Source organism: Chitinophaga horti (assembly GCF_022867795.2).
Classification (GTDB): Bacteria; Bacteroidota; Bacteroidia; order Chitinophagales; family Chitinophagaceae; genus Chitinophaga; species Chitinophaga horti.
In genome coordinates this window covers 4303600-4320609 of the sequence record NZ_CP107006.1, presented here as the reverse complement: position 1 = coordinate 4320609, position 17010 = coordinate 4303600, and the positions used below count along the sequence as shown (strand labels likewise).

Sequence of the window (17010 nt, the reverse complement as noted above, 5' to 3'; positions counted from 1 at the left end):
AAGGGAACATCGCTGCTCCCCTTTATATTGATATAAGATCTGTTATCAGTTTACAACACCTGCCAAAGCGTGGTTGTTCAGCTTGTCGGACTCTATCAGTCCGTCACGCAGGCGTACTACGCGCAGGGCGTGTTCGGCAATGTCTTCCTCGTGGGTTACCAGTACAACGGTGTTGCCACCAGCGTGGATGCGGCCAAAGATTTCCATGATCTCCACGGAGGTCTTGGTATCCAGGTTACCGGTAGGCTCATCCGCCAGTATGAGAGAGGGATCGTTTACCAGGGCGCGTGCAATGGCAACGCGCTGGCACTGACCACCGGAGAGTTCGTTCGGTTTGTGTTTATAACGTTGACCGAGACCTACCTTTTCCAGCATCATCATGGCTTTTTCATCGCGGTCGCGTTTGCTGATGCCGGCATAAATCAGCGGTACGGCTACGTTTTCGAGGGCAGAAAGGCGGGGCATGAGGTTAAACTGCTGGAACACGAACCCGATTTCCTTGTTACGTACGCGGGCAAGGGCATCGTCTTCCATAGTGCTAACGTCATGGCCGCTGAGTACGTATTTACCGCCCGTAGGAGTGTCCAGACAGCCTAGAATGTTCATCAGCGTGGATTTGCCCGAGCCGGAAGGGCCCATCAGCGCTACGTACTCATTTTTCAGAATGTCCAGGGTTACGCCTTTCAGTACAGGCAATTCATTTTTGCCGATAAAGTAGCTTTTCCTGATGGCTTCAAGGTGTATAACTTCCTGTGACATAGTTACTTCTTAATTACTTTGGGTACTTTAAAATATTGATCGTTAGCCGAAGGGGCGTTTTGAAGGCCTTCTTCGCGGGTTATTACGGGTTTTACTTCATCTTCACGAAGCACGTTTACGTCGGAAGTCATGTGCAGCAAGGGTGCTACATTGGAGGTGTCCAGCTCGCCAAGTTTCTCTACAAAAGTTATCATGCGTTGCAGGTCTTCGCGGATGCCCGCGCGCTCATCTTCCGAAAACTCAAGCCTGGCAAGGTTCGACAATTGGGCAATCAATGTATCATTCACTTCCATAAATCAAATAAATAGAAAAAGATTTAAATATTATTGACAATTATGCCTATTCCTCAAAAATAGGGATAAACGGTGAGGTTCCTGTTATGAAAAGATGCAGGAAAATGTTAATTACATAAGAAAGTTCAAAAACCAAGCCTTCGTACTTTTTTACTATTTTGCGGCCCAATATGGCAACAGGAAAAGAAATTGTAGTTAGTGGCATCCGTTCTACCGGCTACCTGCACCTCGGTAATTATTTTGGCGCAATCCGCAACTTCCTGCGTATGCAGGAGGACTTTAACTGCTACTTCTTTGTGGCAGACTGGCATTCGCTGACCACGCACCCCGATCCGAAAGACCTGAGGGGTAACGTGTACCGGGTGCTGGCGGAGAACATTGCTTCCGGCCTGGATCCGGAAAAGTGTGTGTTGTATGCGCAGAGTGACCTCCCGGAAATCGCTGAGCTGTACCTGTTGCTGAACATGCTGGCCTATATGGGTGAGCTGGAGAAGGTGCCTACTTTTAAAGACAAGGTGCGCCTGAACCCGAACAACGTAAACGCTGGTTTGCTGACTTACCCGGTATTAATGTCGGCCGATATCCTGATCCACCGCGCAGTGAAAGTGCCTGTGGGCAAAGACCAGGAGCAACACCTGGAAATGTGCCGCCACTATGCACAGCGTTTCAACAGCCGTTATGGCGAACTGTTTCCCGAGCCGGTAGCCTTCAACTATGGTGATAACCTGGTGAAGATACCAAGCCTGGATGGCAGCGGTAAAATGAGTAAGAGTGAAAACGAAATGTCGACCCTCTACCTGGCCGATTCCGATGACCAGATCCGTAAAAAGGTGATGAAGGCTAAGACCGACAGTGGTCCAACAGAGCCGGGCACCCCTATGCCGGATTACATCGAGAACCTGTTCCTGCTCATGAAACTTGTTTCTGCACCTGATACGGTAAAATTCTTTGAAGGCGCATATAATGGGGCTTCTATACGTTATGGTGATATGAAAAAACAAATGGGCGAAGACATGGTGAATTTCATCGCACCCATTCGTGAAAAAGCGAAGTCGATCCAGGAGGATAGTGCTTACCTGCAGAAGGTGCTGAAGGAAGGTGCTGAAAAAGCCCGTGAGAGCGCGAACAAAACCATCCGGGAAGCGCGTAAGCTGATCGGCATTCACTATTATTAATCAGGAGAACCAGTAATCATTATATCCCCCCAGCTGCATGGCAAAGAATAAGATCAGGCACATCGCCATTGCCGGTAATATAGGCGCCGGTAAAACTACACTCACAGAAATGCTGGCGAAGCATTATCGGTGGACCGCTCAATTTGAGGACGTGGAACATAACCCGTACCTCAACGATTTTTATGAAGACATGCCTCGCTGGTCTTTTAACCTGCAGATCTATTTCCTGCACAGCCGTATTAAACAGCTGGTGGGTATTCAGCAGGGTAAAGATGTGGTAATACAGGACCGCACGATTTATGAAGATGCGCACATCTTTGCGCCTAACCTTTATGAAATGGGGTTGATGACGAAGCGGGACTTCGACAACTACTTCAATTTTTTCGAAACGCTGAAAGGCATGGTAAAGCCGCCGGATTTGCTGATTTACCTCCAGGCTTCTGTACCGACGCTCGTAGCGCAAATTCAAAAGCGTGGCCGCGAGTACGAAGAAAACATTCGTCTCGACTACCTGAAACGGCTCAACGAATATTATAACGGCTGGATCGAAAAGTATAAAGAAGGTCCGTTATTGATTATTGATGTTGATAAGAATAAATTTCCGGAGAACGAAGAGCACCTGGGCGAAATCATCTCCCGTATTGACTCTGAGCTGTTCGGTCTTTTTTAGTTTTTTTTGTTAATTGATTTATTCCTACCTTGTTGTTAACCTAATCAACACCTCTCCAGTTTAGCCGCGAAGACATTTTATAAGTGCGTTTGTTTCCCATTCCCACGCATCGTTTTTAACCCGCAGCCAGCCACTGCATAAATCTTACCGCTTTATTTTCTGATGAAGAAGATCTTATTGTTGTTCGTATGCCTCGCATGCGGGCGATCGCTTGTCGCGCAATTTTTTGCGGGCCATTCTGTTATGCCAGCTTATGGGAAATCTGCTGCCTGGCCCTTTAGTATCGTGGCGCGGCCCGCCGTGTTATCACAGGTAAAACAACCCTTGCTGGGCGTTCAATCATGGCGACAATTTATGATGAAGGAACTGAGTGCCTGGTCGGTAGCAGCCGTTGTGCCCACGATGGGCGGGGCTTTTGGAGGCGTGATCGCCGGTTCCGGCGGACGCCTGTACGCGGAGCAATATTATAAATTGGCATATGGGCGGCCGCTGGGAGATCAGGTCAATGTGGGGCTGGGATTCAGTTATGCTTCCAGGCGTGCGCAGGGATATGAGCGGCAGGGTGCGATGGCCGTGAATGGAGGCTTGTTATGTCGTTTGGCCGAACATGTGCGGGCTGGTTTTCACGTGTTTTATCCTGCAGGTAATTGGATGCCGGTGGTTGGTACGGCAGGTATTACTTATGACGCATCTGTCCACTGTTCTCTTAGCATGGAATTAAGAAAGGAGGGGACTGCAGCACCTGTAGCCGTTGGTGTGCTGGAATACCGGCCCGTGAAGTATTTCGGGTGTATGTTAGGCGTTGCTACGCGACCGCAGTTGCACTACGCCGGGTTCAATTGTGTGAAAGGGCGCATCAGGGCGGGGCTTACAGGCAGTTATCATCCTCAACTTGGCATCACTCCAAACATGATGATCGTATGGCAGCAGCGCGCGTATTAGTCGCAGGCTTGCTGTTATTCGCGCCTGTGCTGTTACATGCGCAGGAAGAATTGCAGCAGGAGGTAGCGGTGAGCCTGGAGCAACAGGAGGCTGCCGATGAGCAAACGGAAGATGATGCCCAGTGGCAGCAATTGCACGCGTACACCAGGCATCAGCTTAACCTGAACAAGGTAGATGAATTGAGTTTACAAGCCCTTGGCCTGTTAACACCGCTGGAGGTAACGGCGTTTATGCGATATCGGTCGCTATACGGGCCGTTGCTGAGCATCTATGAATTGCAGGCAGTTCCTGGCTGGGACCTGGCAACGGTACGGCGACTCTTGCCGTTCGTAAAAGTCAGTGATGGTGTTGAAGGAGCGCCGTTGCTGGTTGATTATCATCGCCGCGGACAGCACACGGTATTGCTCCGTCACACACATCGCTTACATACGACCGATGATTACCTGGGTAGTCCGGATAAGCTTATGTTTCGTTACCGGTACAGTTTTCCAGGCTACGCCAGCTCGGGCGTTACTGCCGAAAAGGATGCCGGGGAGCAATTTCTAAAGGGTGCGCAGCGGAAGGGATTCGACTTCTATAGTGCCCATCTTTATATCGCCCGGTGGCGCCGGGTGCAGGCGTTAGCGTTAGGCGACTACGTGGTGAACCTCGGGCAGGGATTGATCCAGTGGCATTCCATGGCCTTGGGTAAGGGGGCGGCGGTGATGCAGGTGAAGCGGGAAGGGGAGGTGCTGCGGCCTTATACCTCGGCTGGCGAGTATTATTTCTTTCGCGGTGCGGGTACGACGCTTACGCATAAACGTTGGAGCGTTACGGGCTTTGCTTCCATGCGCAAACTCGATGCAGGCGGCGATGGCCAGGGTATTACTTCATTAATATCTTCCGGCTACCATCGGGATAGTAATGAAGTATCAAAGATAGGGCGGGTGAGGCAAATGAGCTATGGGGGATGCATTCAGTATTCTATTAAGGGAGGGCGTGTAGGCCTGAACGTAATAGGTCACCGGTTGTCTGCACCCTTGTTGCCTGAAACGACGTTGTACGGGAAGTTTGCCGTGACGGGCAGCGAAACGCTTAATGCCAGCATCGACTATAGTAAAGGGGTTCGCAACCTTCACTTTTTCGGTGAGCTGGCGCGCGACCGGAAGGGGCGTTGGGCGATGTTGCAGGGATTGCTGGCGAGTTTGAGTGCGGGGGTCGATGCGTCTTTGATATACAGGCAGTACGATCGGGCGTATCAATCCATGTATCCTAACGCCTTTGCAGCTAACACGAAGCCCGTAAACGAAACGGGCCTGTACATTGGTCTGCTGCTGCGCCCCCGCCCCGGCTGGGAGCTGGCGGCGTATACAGATATTTACCGGCATCCCTGGTTAAAGTTTCGGGTGAATGCGCCGTCTTCCGGTATGGATGCGTTAGTCATGGCTACGTGGCGGCCGTCGAAGGTGGTGGAGACCGTCGTGCGGTATACCTGGAAGGAGCAGATGCTGAATGAGAGTGGGGGGGCTGGGCTTCCTTACGTGGGGCTGGTGCGGACGAGCAACCTGCGCTGGCATACCGAACTTAAGACCGTGAGTAATGTATTGCTGCGCACGCGAATAGAAATGAACCAACGGGAACGGGAGAGCGCCGTTGGTCGAGGTTGGTTGTTTTACCAGGAGTTGCAAACACGTATACCGGGCACCCCCTTGCGGGTAAGCGGCCGGCTCACGCGTTTTGATGTGTCTGGAGAAGGCAATGGACTGTACGCCTCCGAGAATGGAATGTTGTACGATTATGCGATGTCGCGGTTCTCGGGGATTGGCTGGCAATGGTATCTTAATATGCAGTACAAGCTGTCGAAGTCGGTTACCTGTTGGTTCAGGGTGCATCGTACCCGGGAACAGGCGGCGGCGGAGCCAATGTTGCTCCAGTGGCAGGTGATTGCACATTGGTGATGTTTGGCTGTTATGGGTGAGATCGATTGCCTCAATACAGACCTACAAGATAAGTACTCATTAATGATGATATTCGTGCGTGAGCGGGCAATAAATGTTAAGTTCGGATGTCCGTTGTAACACTGACCTGTACTGGTGTTTACATGATAAGTAAAAGTGTTTTTTATATAGGAAATGTTGAAAACAAAGCTACCTTTGCAAAACCTCTATACGATAATCGCTCCGTTAGGGAGTAATTATAGATATTGATGATTTAGATTTTGATTGACACCTGACTAATCATCAAAGTGGGCTCACATATGTGGGCCCGCGTGTATTGAGGTGTAACTGTAGCGAAGGACTGTTAGGATTGCTTACCACTATACGAGTATTGCATATTTCCAGAACTGGTCCAACCATAAAAAAACGATTGCTTCTAAGGAGGCCGGGCATGCTATGCTCTTTACTGAAGTGAGATGTTTGTTCTGAGAGATTGCATGTGTGATATTATAATAGATGTCGTGTAATCGTAGTAGTTATTAATGTCGTTACCAAAGGCTTTGCAAGAAGCGTCCTCACCACCGACAACGACGATTCCCCACACAAGCCAGTTCTAGCCCCCGTCAACACCTTCCACCAGGTTAATATCCTACCATGCTTCAATCACCCCAATTCCACAAATCACTAAAAAATGTTGCTTTTCGTAGCTTTTGGTGCTTTTGTCCCGTCCAACCGAAGTGTAATTCGATCGTAATTCAGTGTTAATTCGATCTTAATCCGATGTCTATTCGACATTTAGTCGATTCACTGGCTAACGATGATGGCATTTTGCCTCGATCAACAGCTCCGGAAAACTGTCTTATTTAGCCAACGAAATGACCGAATCTATCGTCGAAATCTCTCATGTATGGCTAAAATCCTTGCTACAACAAACTTTTTTTAGCAAGATATAATGTCAAAATATAACCCATAAATCAATAAAATATAATCGTTTGCGTCACTGCGATTTTATAGTATACCTTATTAGTAGGGTTAGTTAACACAAGTTTAACTAAATTTTTTTCCGGAACTGAAATTTTAGCTACATTGTGAGCGTCAACCAAAATCTAAATCATCTATGAAAAAGACTCTACTCTTTTTCACCATGCTCATGGTGAGTATAGTCCTGGCTTATGCCCAATCACGCCAGGTAACCGGTAAAATTACTGGGGACGATGGCGCCGGCGTCCCATTCGCAACTTTACAAATCAAAGGTACGACCCGTGGAACCACAGCTGATGAAAACGGTGCTTTCCAATTGTCTGTAGCCAATGGTGCCGTACTCGTTGTACGTGCAGTAGGTTTCGAAACCAAAGAATTTCCTGTAGGTAGTGAATCCAGCTTAAGCATCGCTCTTGTTTCCTCCAACAAAACTTTGGATGAAGTTGTAGTAACCGCACTCGGTTTAAAGCGGTCATCTTCTCAATTGGGTTACTCCGTGGCCAAGGTGGACAATACCAACCTTAACAACGCCAAAGTAACCAATATCACTACCGGCCTCCAGGCGAAAGTATCTGGTCTGCAGATTAACCTGATCAACAACGGTGTGAACCCGCAAACACGTGTGGTTCTTCGCGGTAACCGCTCCCTCACCGGTAACAACCAGGCAATGGTGGTGGTAGATGGTGTTCCCGTACCGCAAAGCGTACTGGCAGCACTCAACCCCAACGACGTAGAAGACGTATCGGTACTGAAAGGTGCCAACGCCGCCGCATTGTACGGCTCCGAAGGTGTTAACGGTGTACTGATCATCACCACCAAAAGAGGTAAAGAAGGCAAAACGAACGTTAACTTCAGCCACACCACTTCCCTCGAAACGGTTGCTTATATGCCCGACATGCAATACGAGTTCGGTGGCGGTTATGACCTCGAAACGTATGTGCCTTACGAAAACACTTCCTGGGGCCCTAAGTTCGACGGTTCTATCGTAGACGTAGGTCCTGAACTGGTTGACGGATCTCAATACCAACTGAAGTATTCACCGTTGAAAGATGAGAAGCGTAACTTCTTCGACAAAGGCCTCACTATCCAGAACGATGTGAGCGTATCCGGCGGCGACGAAAAGGGTACTTTCTTCGCTTCCCTGCAGGATGTAAAGGTAACCGGCATTGTTCCGGACGACGAATACCGCAGAACAGGCGCACGTTTCAATGCAACTCGCAAATACGGCATTCTGACCACTGCCTTTAACGTAGGTTATACCACGGCTAAGCAGGATTACACGCTGTCCGACGTATATGTTAACCTGCTGAACATCCCGCAGAACATCCCCATCACACAGCTGAAAGACTGGAAGAATAACAAGTTCGCATCTCCCGACGGTTATTTTTCTGCTTACTATATGAGCCCTTACTGGGGTATTGCCAATCACCGCCAGATTACACGTACAGACGTGTTCTCCGGTAACGTGGAGTTTAACCTGAAACCGACTTCCTGGTTCGACGTATTATACCGCGTAGGTATGTACAACGAAACTTCCAACTTTAAAAGCTGGAGAGGTAAGCTGGCTTACACCGATGCTTACGAGCGCCCGGCGAATGAGTCTGGTAACGTGAAGGATGGTGCCACACAAACCAGGAGGATCAACTCCGACCTGATCCTGAACTTCAGTAAAACGTTTGGAGACTTCAACACCCGCCTGTTGCTCGGTAACAACATTCGCGATAACCGCACGAATGATCTGAATACAGAAGGTACGGCCATCGTAAGTCCCGAACTGTACAACATTTCCAACCGCCTGGGTGAGGCAATCGTGAATCAATCTAACACCAATCACCGCCAGATCGCTGCCTACGCGGAGTTATCTGCCGGTTATAAAAACTTCCTGTTCGTAACGCTCACAGGCAGAAACGAATGGATCTCCCTGCTGAGCAAAGCCAACAGGTCTTACTTCTACCCGGGTGCATCCGCATCCTTCGTGTTCACAGAGGGTATCTCTGCACTGAAAGGTAACAACACGCTGAGCTATGGTAAAGTGATCTTCTCCGCAAACAAAACAGCGAACGTGTCACTGTCACCGTATCAGCTGAAAACTACTTTCGACCTCGGAAGCGGTTTCCCCTTTGGATCACTGCCAGGGTTTAGCGTAGGTGATCGTTTTGCCCAGGAAGCCCTGGAGCCTGAATTTGTAAATTCGATAGAAGCAGGTCTCCAACTCGGTTTCTTCCGCGACAGGTTGAATGTGGAGGCTACTTACTTCGATAGCAAAGCCGATGGTACGATCGTGCCGATGTCTACTTCCTGGTCAACAGGTTACAGCAGTGCATGGATCAACGCCGGTTCGTTACAGAACAGAGGTATCGAGCTGGATATCAAAGGCACACCGATCAATACCCCCAATATCCGCTGGGAAATTGGATTTAACTATACGTACCTCGATAACAAGGTTACTTCGCTCTACCAGGGATTAAATGAAATTCCTTTAGGTGGATATGAGAACGCGGCATACGTATATGCGATGCGTGATCAGCAGTATCCTGCACTGAAAGTAACTGCCAACAGGCGTGACGAGCAGGGCCGCATCATCGTAAGCAGAACAACGGGTAACCCGCTGCAGGACCCTGTGCTGAAAAATGTGGGCCAGACGAACCCGCGCACACGTATCGGTGCTTACACGACTTTCAGATTTAAAGAATTTACGATCAGCGGTAACATCGATTACAGGGCTGGTAACGTGTTCTACAACCGCCTGATGAACATGATGGACTTCACCGGTTTGTCCGCACACAGCGCCGCATACGATCGTGAGCCATTCGTTGTTCCTAATTCTGTATATGACGACGGGACCGGTAAACTGGTGCCTAATACCACTGTTAAAACCCAGTATGGTGGCTTTGATTACTGGTATTCCCGCTACCGTAACATCAATGAGAACTACGTGTCTGATGCGAAGTTCCTGAAACTGAGAGAGCTGTCTGTAGGCTACGAGCTGCCTAAAGGCGTACTGTCTAAACAAAACTTCGTAAAACGCGCTACGGTGTCATTGGTAGGTCGTAACCTGTTTACCTGGTTGGCGAAAGACAATGAGAATATCGATCCGGAGTTCAACTTTACAGAAGGTAACGCTGTCGGCGTATCGGCCTTCCAGACTCCTCCGACTAAATTTTATGGCGCAAACCTGAGTGTAACCTTCTAAAACCGACAAACATGAAAAGCATCAAAAACTTAGCAATAGTCGTGATAGGCGCTTCGCTTTTCGCTTCCTGCGGAAAGGGGTTCCTCGACATCAATGAAAACCCGAACAAACCTGCTACTTCGTCTGCGGAACTGGTATTGCCAACCGCATTGGCTGCCAGCTCAAGGGTTACAGCCGTAACATTTAACCAGCTGGGTTCTATATGGGCTGGCCATTGGGGCCCTGCGACGGACTTCCTCTGGTTTGTGAACGAAAAGCAGTATAACATTACTTCTTCCTTCTACACAACAGTTTGGAGCGATTCTTACAACATTCTCAACGATTACAAATTCGTTGAAAAGGATGCAAAGGCTAAGGGCCTGGACTATTACGAAGGCATCTCTAAAATCATGCAGGGTTATCACTTCCAGGCGTTGGTGGACTTGTACAACAACGTTCCTTTTAGCCAGGCGTTAAAAGGTACCGAAGTGGTTAGACCTGTTTATGACGATGCACAAGCGGTGTACGAAGGTGCCTTAAACCTGATCGATTCTGGTATCACCCTCATAAAGAATGCACCTGCTGAATCTGTTGCACCCGGCGCGGACGATATCGTGTTCCAGGGTACTATGACTGACTGGATCAAATTCGGTAATACGTTGAAGCTTCGTATGCTGCTGCGTCAATCTGAAATGGGTGCCGAGCGTGTAAACGGATACATTAAAACGGAGATCGCCAAGATCGTGGCAGAAGGTACCGGCTTCCTCGGGGTAGATGATGGTGCTTATGCCAATCCTGGTTATACCGCCGCTACCAACAAGCAAAATCCTTTTTGGGACGCGTTTTACAAAGATGCTGCCGGCAACGAAAAAAGTGACTACCAGGCATTACGTCCGACTCAGTATATTGTAAACAGGTATAAAAACACCAACGACCCACGTTTGCTGCGAATGTATGATGTAGTAAATGGCGGCTATAAAGGTGTGATCCTGGGTCAGAATACAGGTGATGCGCAGTCAAAGCTGTTCATCGCAGACAGTACTTCGCAGTTTAGCGCTGCTGGTGTATTGAAAGCCGCCAGTCAAAGCGTGGTATTACTGTCTTCTTTCGAAGCCCTTTTCCTGCAGGCGGAAGCGGTACAACGCGGCTGGATTGCCGGTAATGTACAGGAGTTGTACGAAGATGCGATCACTGAATCATTCATCTTCCTGGGTGTTCCTAACGCAGCTACTGCCGCAGCAACCTACTACGGACAAGCGATCAATAACGTAAACTTCACCGCCTCAACAGATAAACTGGCAGCGATCATCAACCAGAAATGGACCGCTTTAAACTCTATCAGCGGCATCGAAGCCTGGAATGATTATCGCAGGCTTGGTCTTCCGGCCGACAATCCAATGTCGCTGGCAGCTACCGAGAAGAAGTTCCCATCCCGTTTGCTGTATCCGAACAGCGAGCTGGGTACGAACGGCGACCAGGTAAAAGCTCAAAACATTACCAGCGCTTTCGATCAGAAAGTGTTCTGGGATAAATAATATTCTTCCTGAAAGAGGCCTCGCGTAGAGGTCTCTTTCCTCCCTATTTGCAGTAGTAAGGCGCCTGTGATGTATCGAACATTCATATGCGCCTTCTTTTTTTGATAGCAATTTAGCACCGTCTGGCACTCCATATCGTTTACGGCACTGTATCAACGCAAAAACCTCAAGCCTGAACTGTTCAACAATCGAAGAGCATAGTTAATCCGGATAAAACGCACTTAACCATTCTAAGCAACGCCATCTATATAAGCCTTTAGTGATTATTTCTATGGAGCAAGTGGCTCCCGTTTGATCGTTTAGCATCCAAAATCTGAATTTTTTATATCATCCAAAATCTGAATTTCATGAAAAAGGCACTACTCCTTTTCACCATGCTCATGGTGAGTATCGGCCTGTTATTCGCACAAAAGCGACAGGTATCCGGTACGGTAATCGGGGAAGATGGAGCTCCCATCCCGTTTGCCACTATTCAAATTAAAGGCACCACCACCGGAACAACTGCCGACCAAAACGGCCAGTTCACGATCGAAGCATTGCCCGATGCCGTACTCGTGGTCCGAAGTGTTGGTTACGCCACGAAAGAATACAGCACCGGCACGGCCGCCCGGCTATCGGTCACACTCATTTCCGACTCGGAAAACTTGCAGGAAGTAGTGGTGACGGCCATGGGCGTGCAGCGTAAAAAGAACGAACTGCCTTATTCCGCCCAAAGCGTGCGGGGTGAGGATATCAGCAAAACGCGCGACGCGAATTTTGTAAACTCCCTTTCGGGTAAAGTATCCGGGCTGGAGATCCGGCGCAACAACAGTATTGGGGGCTCTACCAACATCGTGTTGCGGGGCGCTAAGTCCCTGTTGTATAGTAACCAGGCGCTGTTCGTAGTCGATGGTGTGCCGGTAGATAACTCCAATACTAACGATGCCAACCAGACGACCGGTCGCGGCGGGTACGACTTCGGAAATGCAGCTGCCGACATCAATCCTGATGATATCGAGTCGCTGAACGTGCTGAAAGGCGCGGCGGCTGCGGCGCTTTACGGTTCGCGGGCAGCTAATGGTGTGGTGATGATCACCACGAAGAAAGGTTCGCGGGGTGTAGGCGTCACCGTGAACTCGGGTGTTAACTGGGGACTGATCGACGAGAGTACGTTCGTTAAGTACCAAACAAAGTACGGCGCAGGTTACAACCCGGTTACGATCTATGAGTCGCCCGACGGCTTTTTTCTTTATCGCGATATGAACGGCGACGGCACCAGGGACTTAGTGGTGCCGCTCAGCGAAGACGCATCCTTCGGTAAAGAATTTGATCCGGGGTTGATGGTATATGACTGGACGAGCCTCACACCTACCTCGGCCAACTTCGGAAAGCCACGTCCATGGGTGGCGGCGAAAAATGATCCGGTTACTTTTTTTGAAGATGCATTCGGCACTAACAACAGCGTGATGGTTGACGGGGCTAATGATAAGGGCTTCTTCAAACTCGGCTACACGCGTAGTACGGAGAAGGGCATCCTGCCGAATAGCTCTGTGAAAAAGGACATTATTAACCTCGGTACGTCCTACAACATCACCCCCAAATTAACGGCTGGCGCATCCATCAACTTCTCACGGGTGCGGGGTAAGGGCCGCTACGGTACCGGGTATGATTCGAAGAACGTGGCTACCAACTTCCGCCAGTGGTGGCAAACGAATGTGGATATCAAAGAACAACGGGAGGCGTACTTCGCCGAACGTCGCAACGCCACCTGGAACTTTTCAAGTCCGACCAACCTGAATCCGATCTACTGGGATAACAACTATTTTGTTCGCTATGAGAATTATGAAAACGACGACCGTTTCCGCTACTTCGGCAATGTTAGTTTAAACTATCGTATTACGGACTGGCTGGATGTCTTAGGCCGCGTATCGCTCGATTCCTACGACGAACAACAGGAGGAGCGGATGGCCAAGGGCAGTGTGGATGTATCTAACTATTCCCGCTACAACCGCACGTTCAGGGAGTATAACTATGACCTGATGGCGAATCTCAATAAAAACATCGGCGAGGATTTTAGTCTGAAAGCGTTAGCCGGATTGAACATTCGTCGTACGACCATTCAATCGGTATTTGCAGAAACGAACGGTGGATTAGTGATCGATCGTTTGTACTCCCTGGCTAATTCGCTCAATGCCATCGCGCCGCCGCAAGAGAGTTATTCCGCGCTGGGAGTGGATGGCCTGTTCGCCAGTGTCAGCCTGGGTTACAAGGGTTTCCTGTTCCTCGATCTTACCGGTCGTAGGGATGAGTCATCTTCCCTGCCGGAGGACAATAACGTGTATTACTATCCATCTGCCTCGCTGGGCCTGCTCTTCTCTGAATTTATGAAAGATGTAAGCTGGCTGAGTTACGGTAAAGTACGCGCTAACTATGCGGAGGTGGGTAATACTGCACCCGCTAAAAGTTTGAAAGATACCTATGATAAGCCTACCAGTTTCGACGCAGTAACACTCTTCTCCATGCCACTACGCAAAAACAACCCGGACCTGAAACCCGAGCGTACCAAGAGTTTTGAGGCGGGGGTGGAACTGGCTTTTGTAGATAACCGGTTCGGCCTGGATGTTACCTATTATCGCCAGAATTCAACGGACCAGATATTCCCCGTGACGATTTCTTCTGCTACAGGATACGATTCCAAGTTTGTGAACGCGGGTGATGTAGAGAACAAAGGTGTGGAGCTGTCTGCCTTCGCAACGCCTATCAAAACCGCCGACTTCAGCTGGACGCTGAACCTGAACTGGTCACGCAACCGGAATAAAGTGTTGCGGTTATACGAAGAATCTAAAAACCTGCAACTCGCTTCATTCCCGGGCGGTGTGACGCTGAATGCTGCATTGGATGAGCCGTATGGTACGATCCGCGGCAGGAATTTCGTGTACAACGATAAAGGCCAGCGTAAGGTTGATGACGATGGTTATTACCAGCGCACACCGGGTGCCAACGAAATTATCGGTAACGTAAACCCGGATTGGATTGGCGGTATCGGAACGACCCTTCGTTATAAAGGCTTTACCCTGGGGGCTTTGGTAGATGTGCGTAAAGGTGGCGACGTGTTCTCGCTCGATATGTATTACGGATTAGCTACTGGTCTGGTGGAAGAAACAGCAGGTAATAATGAACTCGGTAAACCCGTGCGTAGTGCGGCGGCCGATGGTGGCGGAGTCATTTTTCCAGGGGTGGACGATGATGGCAAGATCAATGATAAACGTGTAACCGTGGGCTATGGTACGCTGGGTTACAGCAGGAATCCGACCGCCGCGTTCGTATACGATGCCAGTTATGTAAAGCTTCGCGAAGTGTCGCTCACGTATAGTTTTCCGCAATCATTGCTGGTGAGAACAAAGGTGATTAAGGGGATAGACTTGTCGCTCCTGGGCCGTAACCTGTGGATTATCCACAAGAACCTGCCCTATGCAGATCCCGAAGACAACCTGAGTTCCGGCAACCTGCAGGGCTACCAGGTAGGAAGTTATCCCACCACCCGCAATATTGGTTTTAACCTGAAACTGAGATTTTAAAACTGACGACCATGAAAAAGCTCCTCATATTTATCAGCATGATCGCACTGGCTGCCTGTAGTAAGGACCTGATCAGCCTTAACGACGATCCCAAGAACCCGACGGACGTACCGTCGTTTACACTTTTTTCCAATGCACAAAAGAATCTGGCAAACATTATGACCACGCCAAGTGTAAATAGTAATATCTTCCGGCTCATCTCCCAACAATGGGCGCAAACCACTTATACGGACGAAAGCCGTTATGACCTGGGCACGCGCAACATTCCTCAAACCTTCTGGAATACCATTTACCGCGATGTGTTAGGCGATTTGCAGGAAGCAAAAAGATTGATCTTACTCGACAATAGTTACAGTGACCAGCAGGAACGCCGTAACGAACTGGCCATTACCGACGTGATGCAGGTGTACTCGTTCTACGTATTGGTAGCAACTTTCGGTGATGTGCCTTATTCAAAAGCACTGGATTACACGATTGGTTCACCTGAATACGATCCACAGTCGGCGATCGTGCCGGCACTCATTGCACGCCTCGATACCAGTCTGGCTGCGATGGACGAGGATGCAGACAGCTACGAAGATGCCGATCTTATTTACGGCGGAGATGTGGTCTCCTGGAAACGTTTCGCCAATTCGTTAAAACTAAAGCTGGGTATTTTACTGGCAGATGCAGATGCACAGGCGGCGAAATCAGCTATCGAATCCGCCGCTGCCGGGGCATTTACGGACAATAGCCACAATGCAACGTTTAAGTTTTTGTCGGTGCCGCCTAACACGAACCCGGTTTGGGTAGAACTTATTCAAAGTAATCGCAACGACTTTGTGGCGGCGAACACCTTTATCGATGTAATGAATACGCGGAATGATCCAAGGCGTGCCTATTATTTCACACCGGTGGATGGCGGCACTTATGTTGGCGGTATTTATGGATCGGGTAACTCGTACGACTCTTATTCACACGCTTCAGGCAAAATCACTGATCCTGCTTTTGAAGGATTACTGCTTGATTATGCCGAAGTGGAATTTATACTGGCGGAAGCCATTGAAAGAGGGTTTAACGTTGGCGGAACTGCGGCAAGCCACTATAACAAGGGCGTTGTTGCTTCCGTAACTTACTGGGGTGGTACGGACGCTACGGCACAGGCATACTTGCTGCAGCCAAATGTAGCGTACGCCACCGCTCCCGGTAACTGGAAGGCGAAGATCGGCGTACAGCAATGGCTGGCTTATTACAATCGCGGCTTCGACGGCTGGGTGGCCTGGCGCCGGCTGGATGCGCCAGTGTTTAACGTTCCCTCCGGGCTTACCGCGGCAGATATTCCCGTACGTTACACCTACCCGGTAACAGAACAGAATATCAATACCCTGAACTACGACAAGGCGGCTGCCTCTGTTGGCGGCGATGAGGTGGGCAGTAAACTGTTCTGGGATAAATTCTAAAATATATTCTTTAACGATGGTATAGATGATTCAGATTCCGATTTTGATTGACACTTTTTGATCATCTACTGGCGGGCCTCTTATCAGGGGCTCGCTTTTTATTTAGCCCTTACTGGTAAAGGGTTTATGTGAGGTATTATCTTTTATTTGGATGCAATCGTCCGTCTTTCGAAAAAAGAGGCTCAAATCCGGGGTCTCTTATTTACTTTTGTGCTTTCTTTTAAACTGTACATGATGGAAAATCAAAATGAGCAGCAGCTGAATATAGAGCTTACCGAGGAAGTGGCAGACGGCGCTTATGCGAACCTGGCCATTATTACCCATTCACCTTCTGAATTTGTGTTGGATTTCGTGAATGTAATGCCCGGTTTGCCCAAGGCGAGGGTTAAGTCGAGGATCATCCTGGCGCCACAGCACGCCAAACGCCTGATGAAAGCATTGATCGATAACGTGAAGAAGTATGAAAGCGCTCATGGTACTATCCAGGATGGTGAACCGGTTTCTGTACCGTTGAACTTTGGTGGCCCAACTGCGCAAGCTTGATAACCAATTATTTATAGACAAGAAGATA

General features: G+C 49.1%; 11 protein-coding genes. 9 read left to right on the top strand and 2 right to left on the bottom strand.

What is annotated here, in order from left to right; translation table 11 throughout:
* Positions 1-45: 45 nt before the first annotated feature.
* Together MKQ68_RS17380 and gatC are read right to left on the bottom strand one after the other, a co-directional pair.
* Positions 46-759, bottom strand: a complete 714-nt coding sequence (locus tag MKQ68_RS17380; protein WP_264280223.1) for an ABC transporter ATP-binding protein — start codon at positions 757-759, stop codon at positions 46-48.
* A 2-nt stretch (positions 760-761) separates the two neighbouring features.
* A complete protein-coding gene (gatC, locus tag MKQ68_RS17375) occupies positions 762-1052 on the bottom strand; it encodes an Asp-tRNA(Asn)/Glu-tRNA(Gln) amidotransferase subunit GatC (RefSeq protein ID WP_244842889.1) in 291 nt (96 codons plus the stop codon).
* A 170-nt stretch (positions 1053-1222) separates the two neighbouring features.
* Between gatC and trpS the strand changes: the two genes are divergently transcribed.
* The 9 genes from trpS to MKQ68_RS17330 all read left to right on the top strand — a co-directional run bounded on the left by trpS (position 1223) and on the right by MKQ68_RS17330 (position 16982).
* Positions 1223-2227: a tryptophan--tRNA ligase gene (trpS, locus tag MKQ68_RS17370; RefSeq protein WP_264280222.1), complete on the top strand. Its 1005-nt coding sequence runs from the start codon at positions 1223-1225 to the stop codon at positions 2225-2227.
* A gap of 37 nt (positions 2228-2264) precedes the next feature.
* Positions 2265-2897: a deoxynucleoside kinase gene (locus MKQ68_RS17365; RefSeq protein ID WP_264280221.1), complete on the top strand. Its 633-nt coding sequence runs from the start codon at positions 2265-2267 to the stop codon at positions 2895-2897.
* Positions 2898-3251: 354 nt separating this feature from the next.
* On the top strand, positions 3252-3839 hold the full coding sequence (locus MKQ68_RS17360; RefSeq protein ID WP_264280220.1) for a hypothetical protein: 588 nt from the start codon (positions 3252-3254) through the stop codon (positions 3837-3839).
* A complete protein-coding gene (locus tag MKQ68_RS17355; RefSeq protein ID WP_264280219.1) occupies positions 3818-5776 on the top strand; it encodes a ComEA family DNA-binding protein in 1959 nt (652 codons plus the stop codon). Before MKQ68_RS17360 ends, MKQ68_RS17355 begins: the two co-directional genes overlap by 22 nt.
* Positions 5777-6872: 1096 nt before the next feature.
* Positions 6873-9929: a SusC/RagA family TonB-linked outer membrane protein gene (locus MKQ68_RS17350; RefSeq protein WP_264280218.1), complete on the top strand. Its 3057-nt coding sequence runs from the start codon at positions 6873-6875 to the stop codon at positions 9927-9929.
* An 11-nt stretch (positions 9930-9940) separates the two neighbouring features.
* Complete coding sequence (locus tag MKQ68_RS17345) at positions 9941-11443, top strand: SusD/RagB family nutrient-binding outer membrane lipoprotein (RefSeq protein WP_264280217.1); 1503 nt, start codon at positions 9941-9943, stop codon at positions 11441-11443.
* A gap of 347 nt (positions 11444-11790) precedes the next feature.
* Positions 11791-15000, top strand: coding sequence for a SusC/RagA family TonB-linked outer membrane protein (locus MKQ68_RS17340; RefSeq protein WP_264280216.1), 3210 nt, complete (start codon positions 11791-11793; stop codon positions 14998-15000).
* Between the two features lie 11 nt (positions 15001-15011).
* The gene (locus MKQ68_RS17335; protein ID WP_264280215.1) at positions 15012-16439 is read left to right on the top strand and encodes a SusD/RagB family nutrient-binding outer membrane lipoprotein; all 1428 of its coding nucleotides are present in this window, start codon (positions 15012-15014) and stop codon (positions 16437-16439) included.
* 234 nt (positions 16440-16673) lie between these two features.
* Positions 16674-16982 carry a DUF3467 domain-containing protein gene (locus MKQ68_RS17330; protein WP_244843076.1) on the top strand — a complete coding sequence of 103 codons (309 nt, stop codon included), beginning with the start codon at positions 16674-16676 and terminating at the stop codon, positions 16980-16982.
* Positions 16983-17010 lie beyond the last annotated feature (28 nt).

Excerpts from the sequence above, each read along its gene's own strand:
- MKQ68_RS17340 (WP_264280216.1), top strand. The coding sequence starts at position 11,791 with ATGAAAAAGGCACTACTCCTTTTCACCATGCTCATGGTGAGTATCGGC.
- MKQ68_RS17350 (WP_264280218.1), top strand. The coding sequence starts at position 6,873 with ATGAAAAAGACTCTACTCTTTTTCACCATGCTCATGGTGAGTATAGTC.
- MKQ68_RS17335 (WP_264280215.1), top strand. The coding sequence starts at position 15,012 with ATGAAAAAGCTCCTCATATTTATCAGCATGATCGCACTGGCTGCCTGT.
- MKQ68_RS17380 (WP_264280223.1), bottom strand. The coding sequence starts at position 759 with ATGTCACAGGAAGTTATACACCTTGAAGCCATCAGGAAAAGCTACTTT.
- gatC (WP_244842889.1), bottom strand. The coding sequence starts at position 1,052 with ATGGAAGTGAATGATACATTGATTGCCCAATTGTCGAACCTTGCCAGG.
- MKQ68_RS17360 (WP_264280220.1), top strand. The coding sequence starts at position 3,252 with ATGATGAAGGAACTGAGTGCCTGGTCGGTAGCAGCCGTTGTGCCCACG.
- trpS (WP_264280222.1), top strand. The coding sequence starts at position 1,223 with ATGGCAACAGGAAAAGAAATTGTAGTTAGTGGCATCCGTTCTACCGGC.
- MKQ68_RS17365 (WP_264280221.1), top strand. The coding sequence starts at position 2,265 with ATGGCAAAGAATAAGATCAGGCACATCGCCATTGCCGGTAATATAGGC.
- MKQ68_RS17345 (WP_264280217.1), top strand. The coding sequence starts at position 9,941 with ATGAAAAGCATCAAAAACTTAGCAATAGTCGTGATAGGCGCTTCGCTT.
- MKQ68_RS17355 (WP_264280219.1), top strand. The coding sequence starts at position 3,818 with ATGGCAGCAGCGCGCGTATTAGTCGCAGGCTTGCTGTTATTCGCGCCT.
- MKQ68_RS17330 (WP_244843076.1), top strand. The coding sequence starts at position 16,674 with ATGGAAAATCAAAATGAGCAGCAGCTGAATATAGAGCTTACCGAGGAA.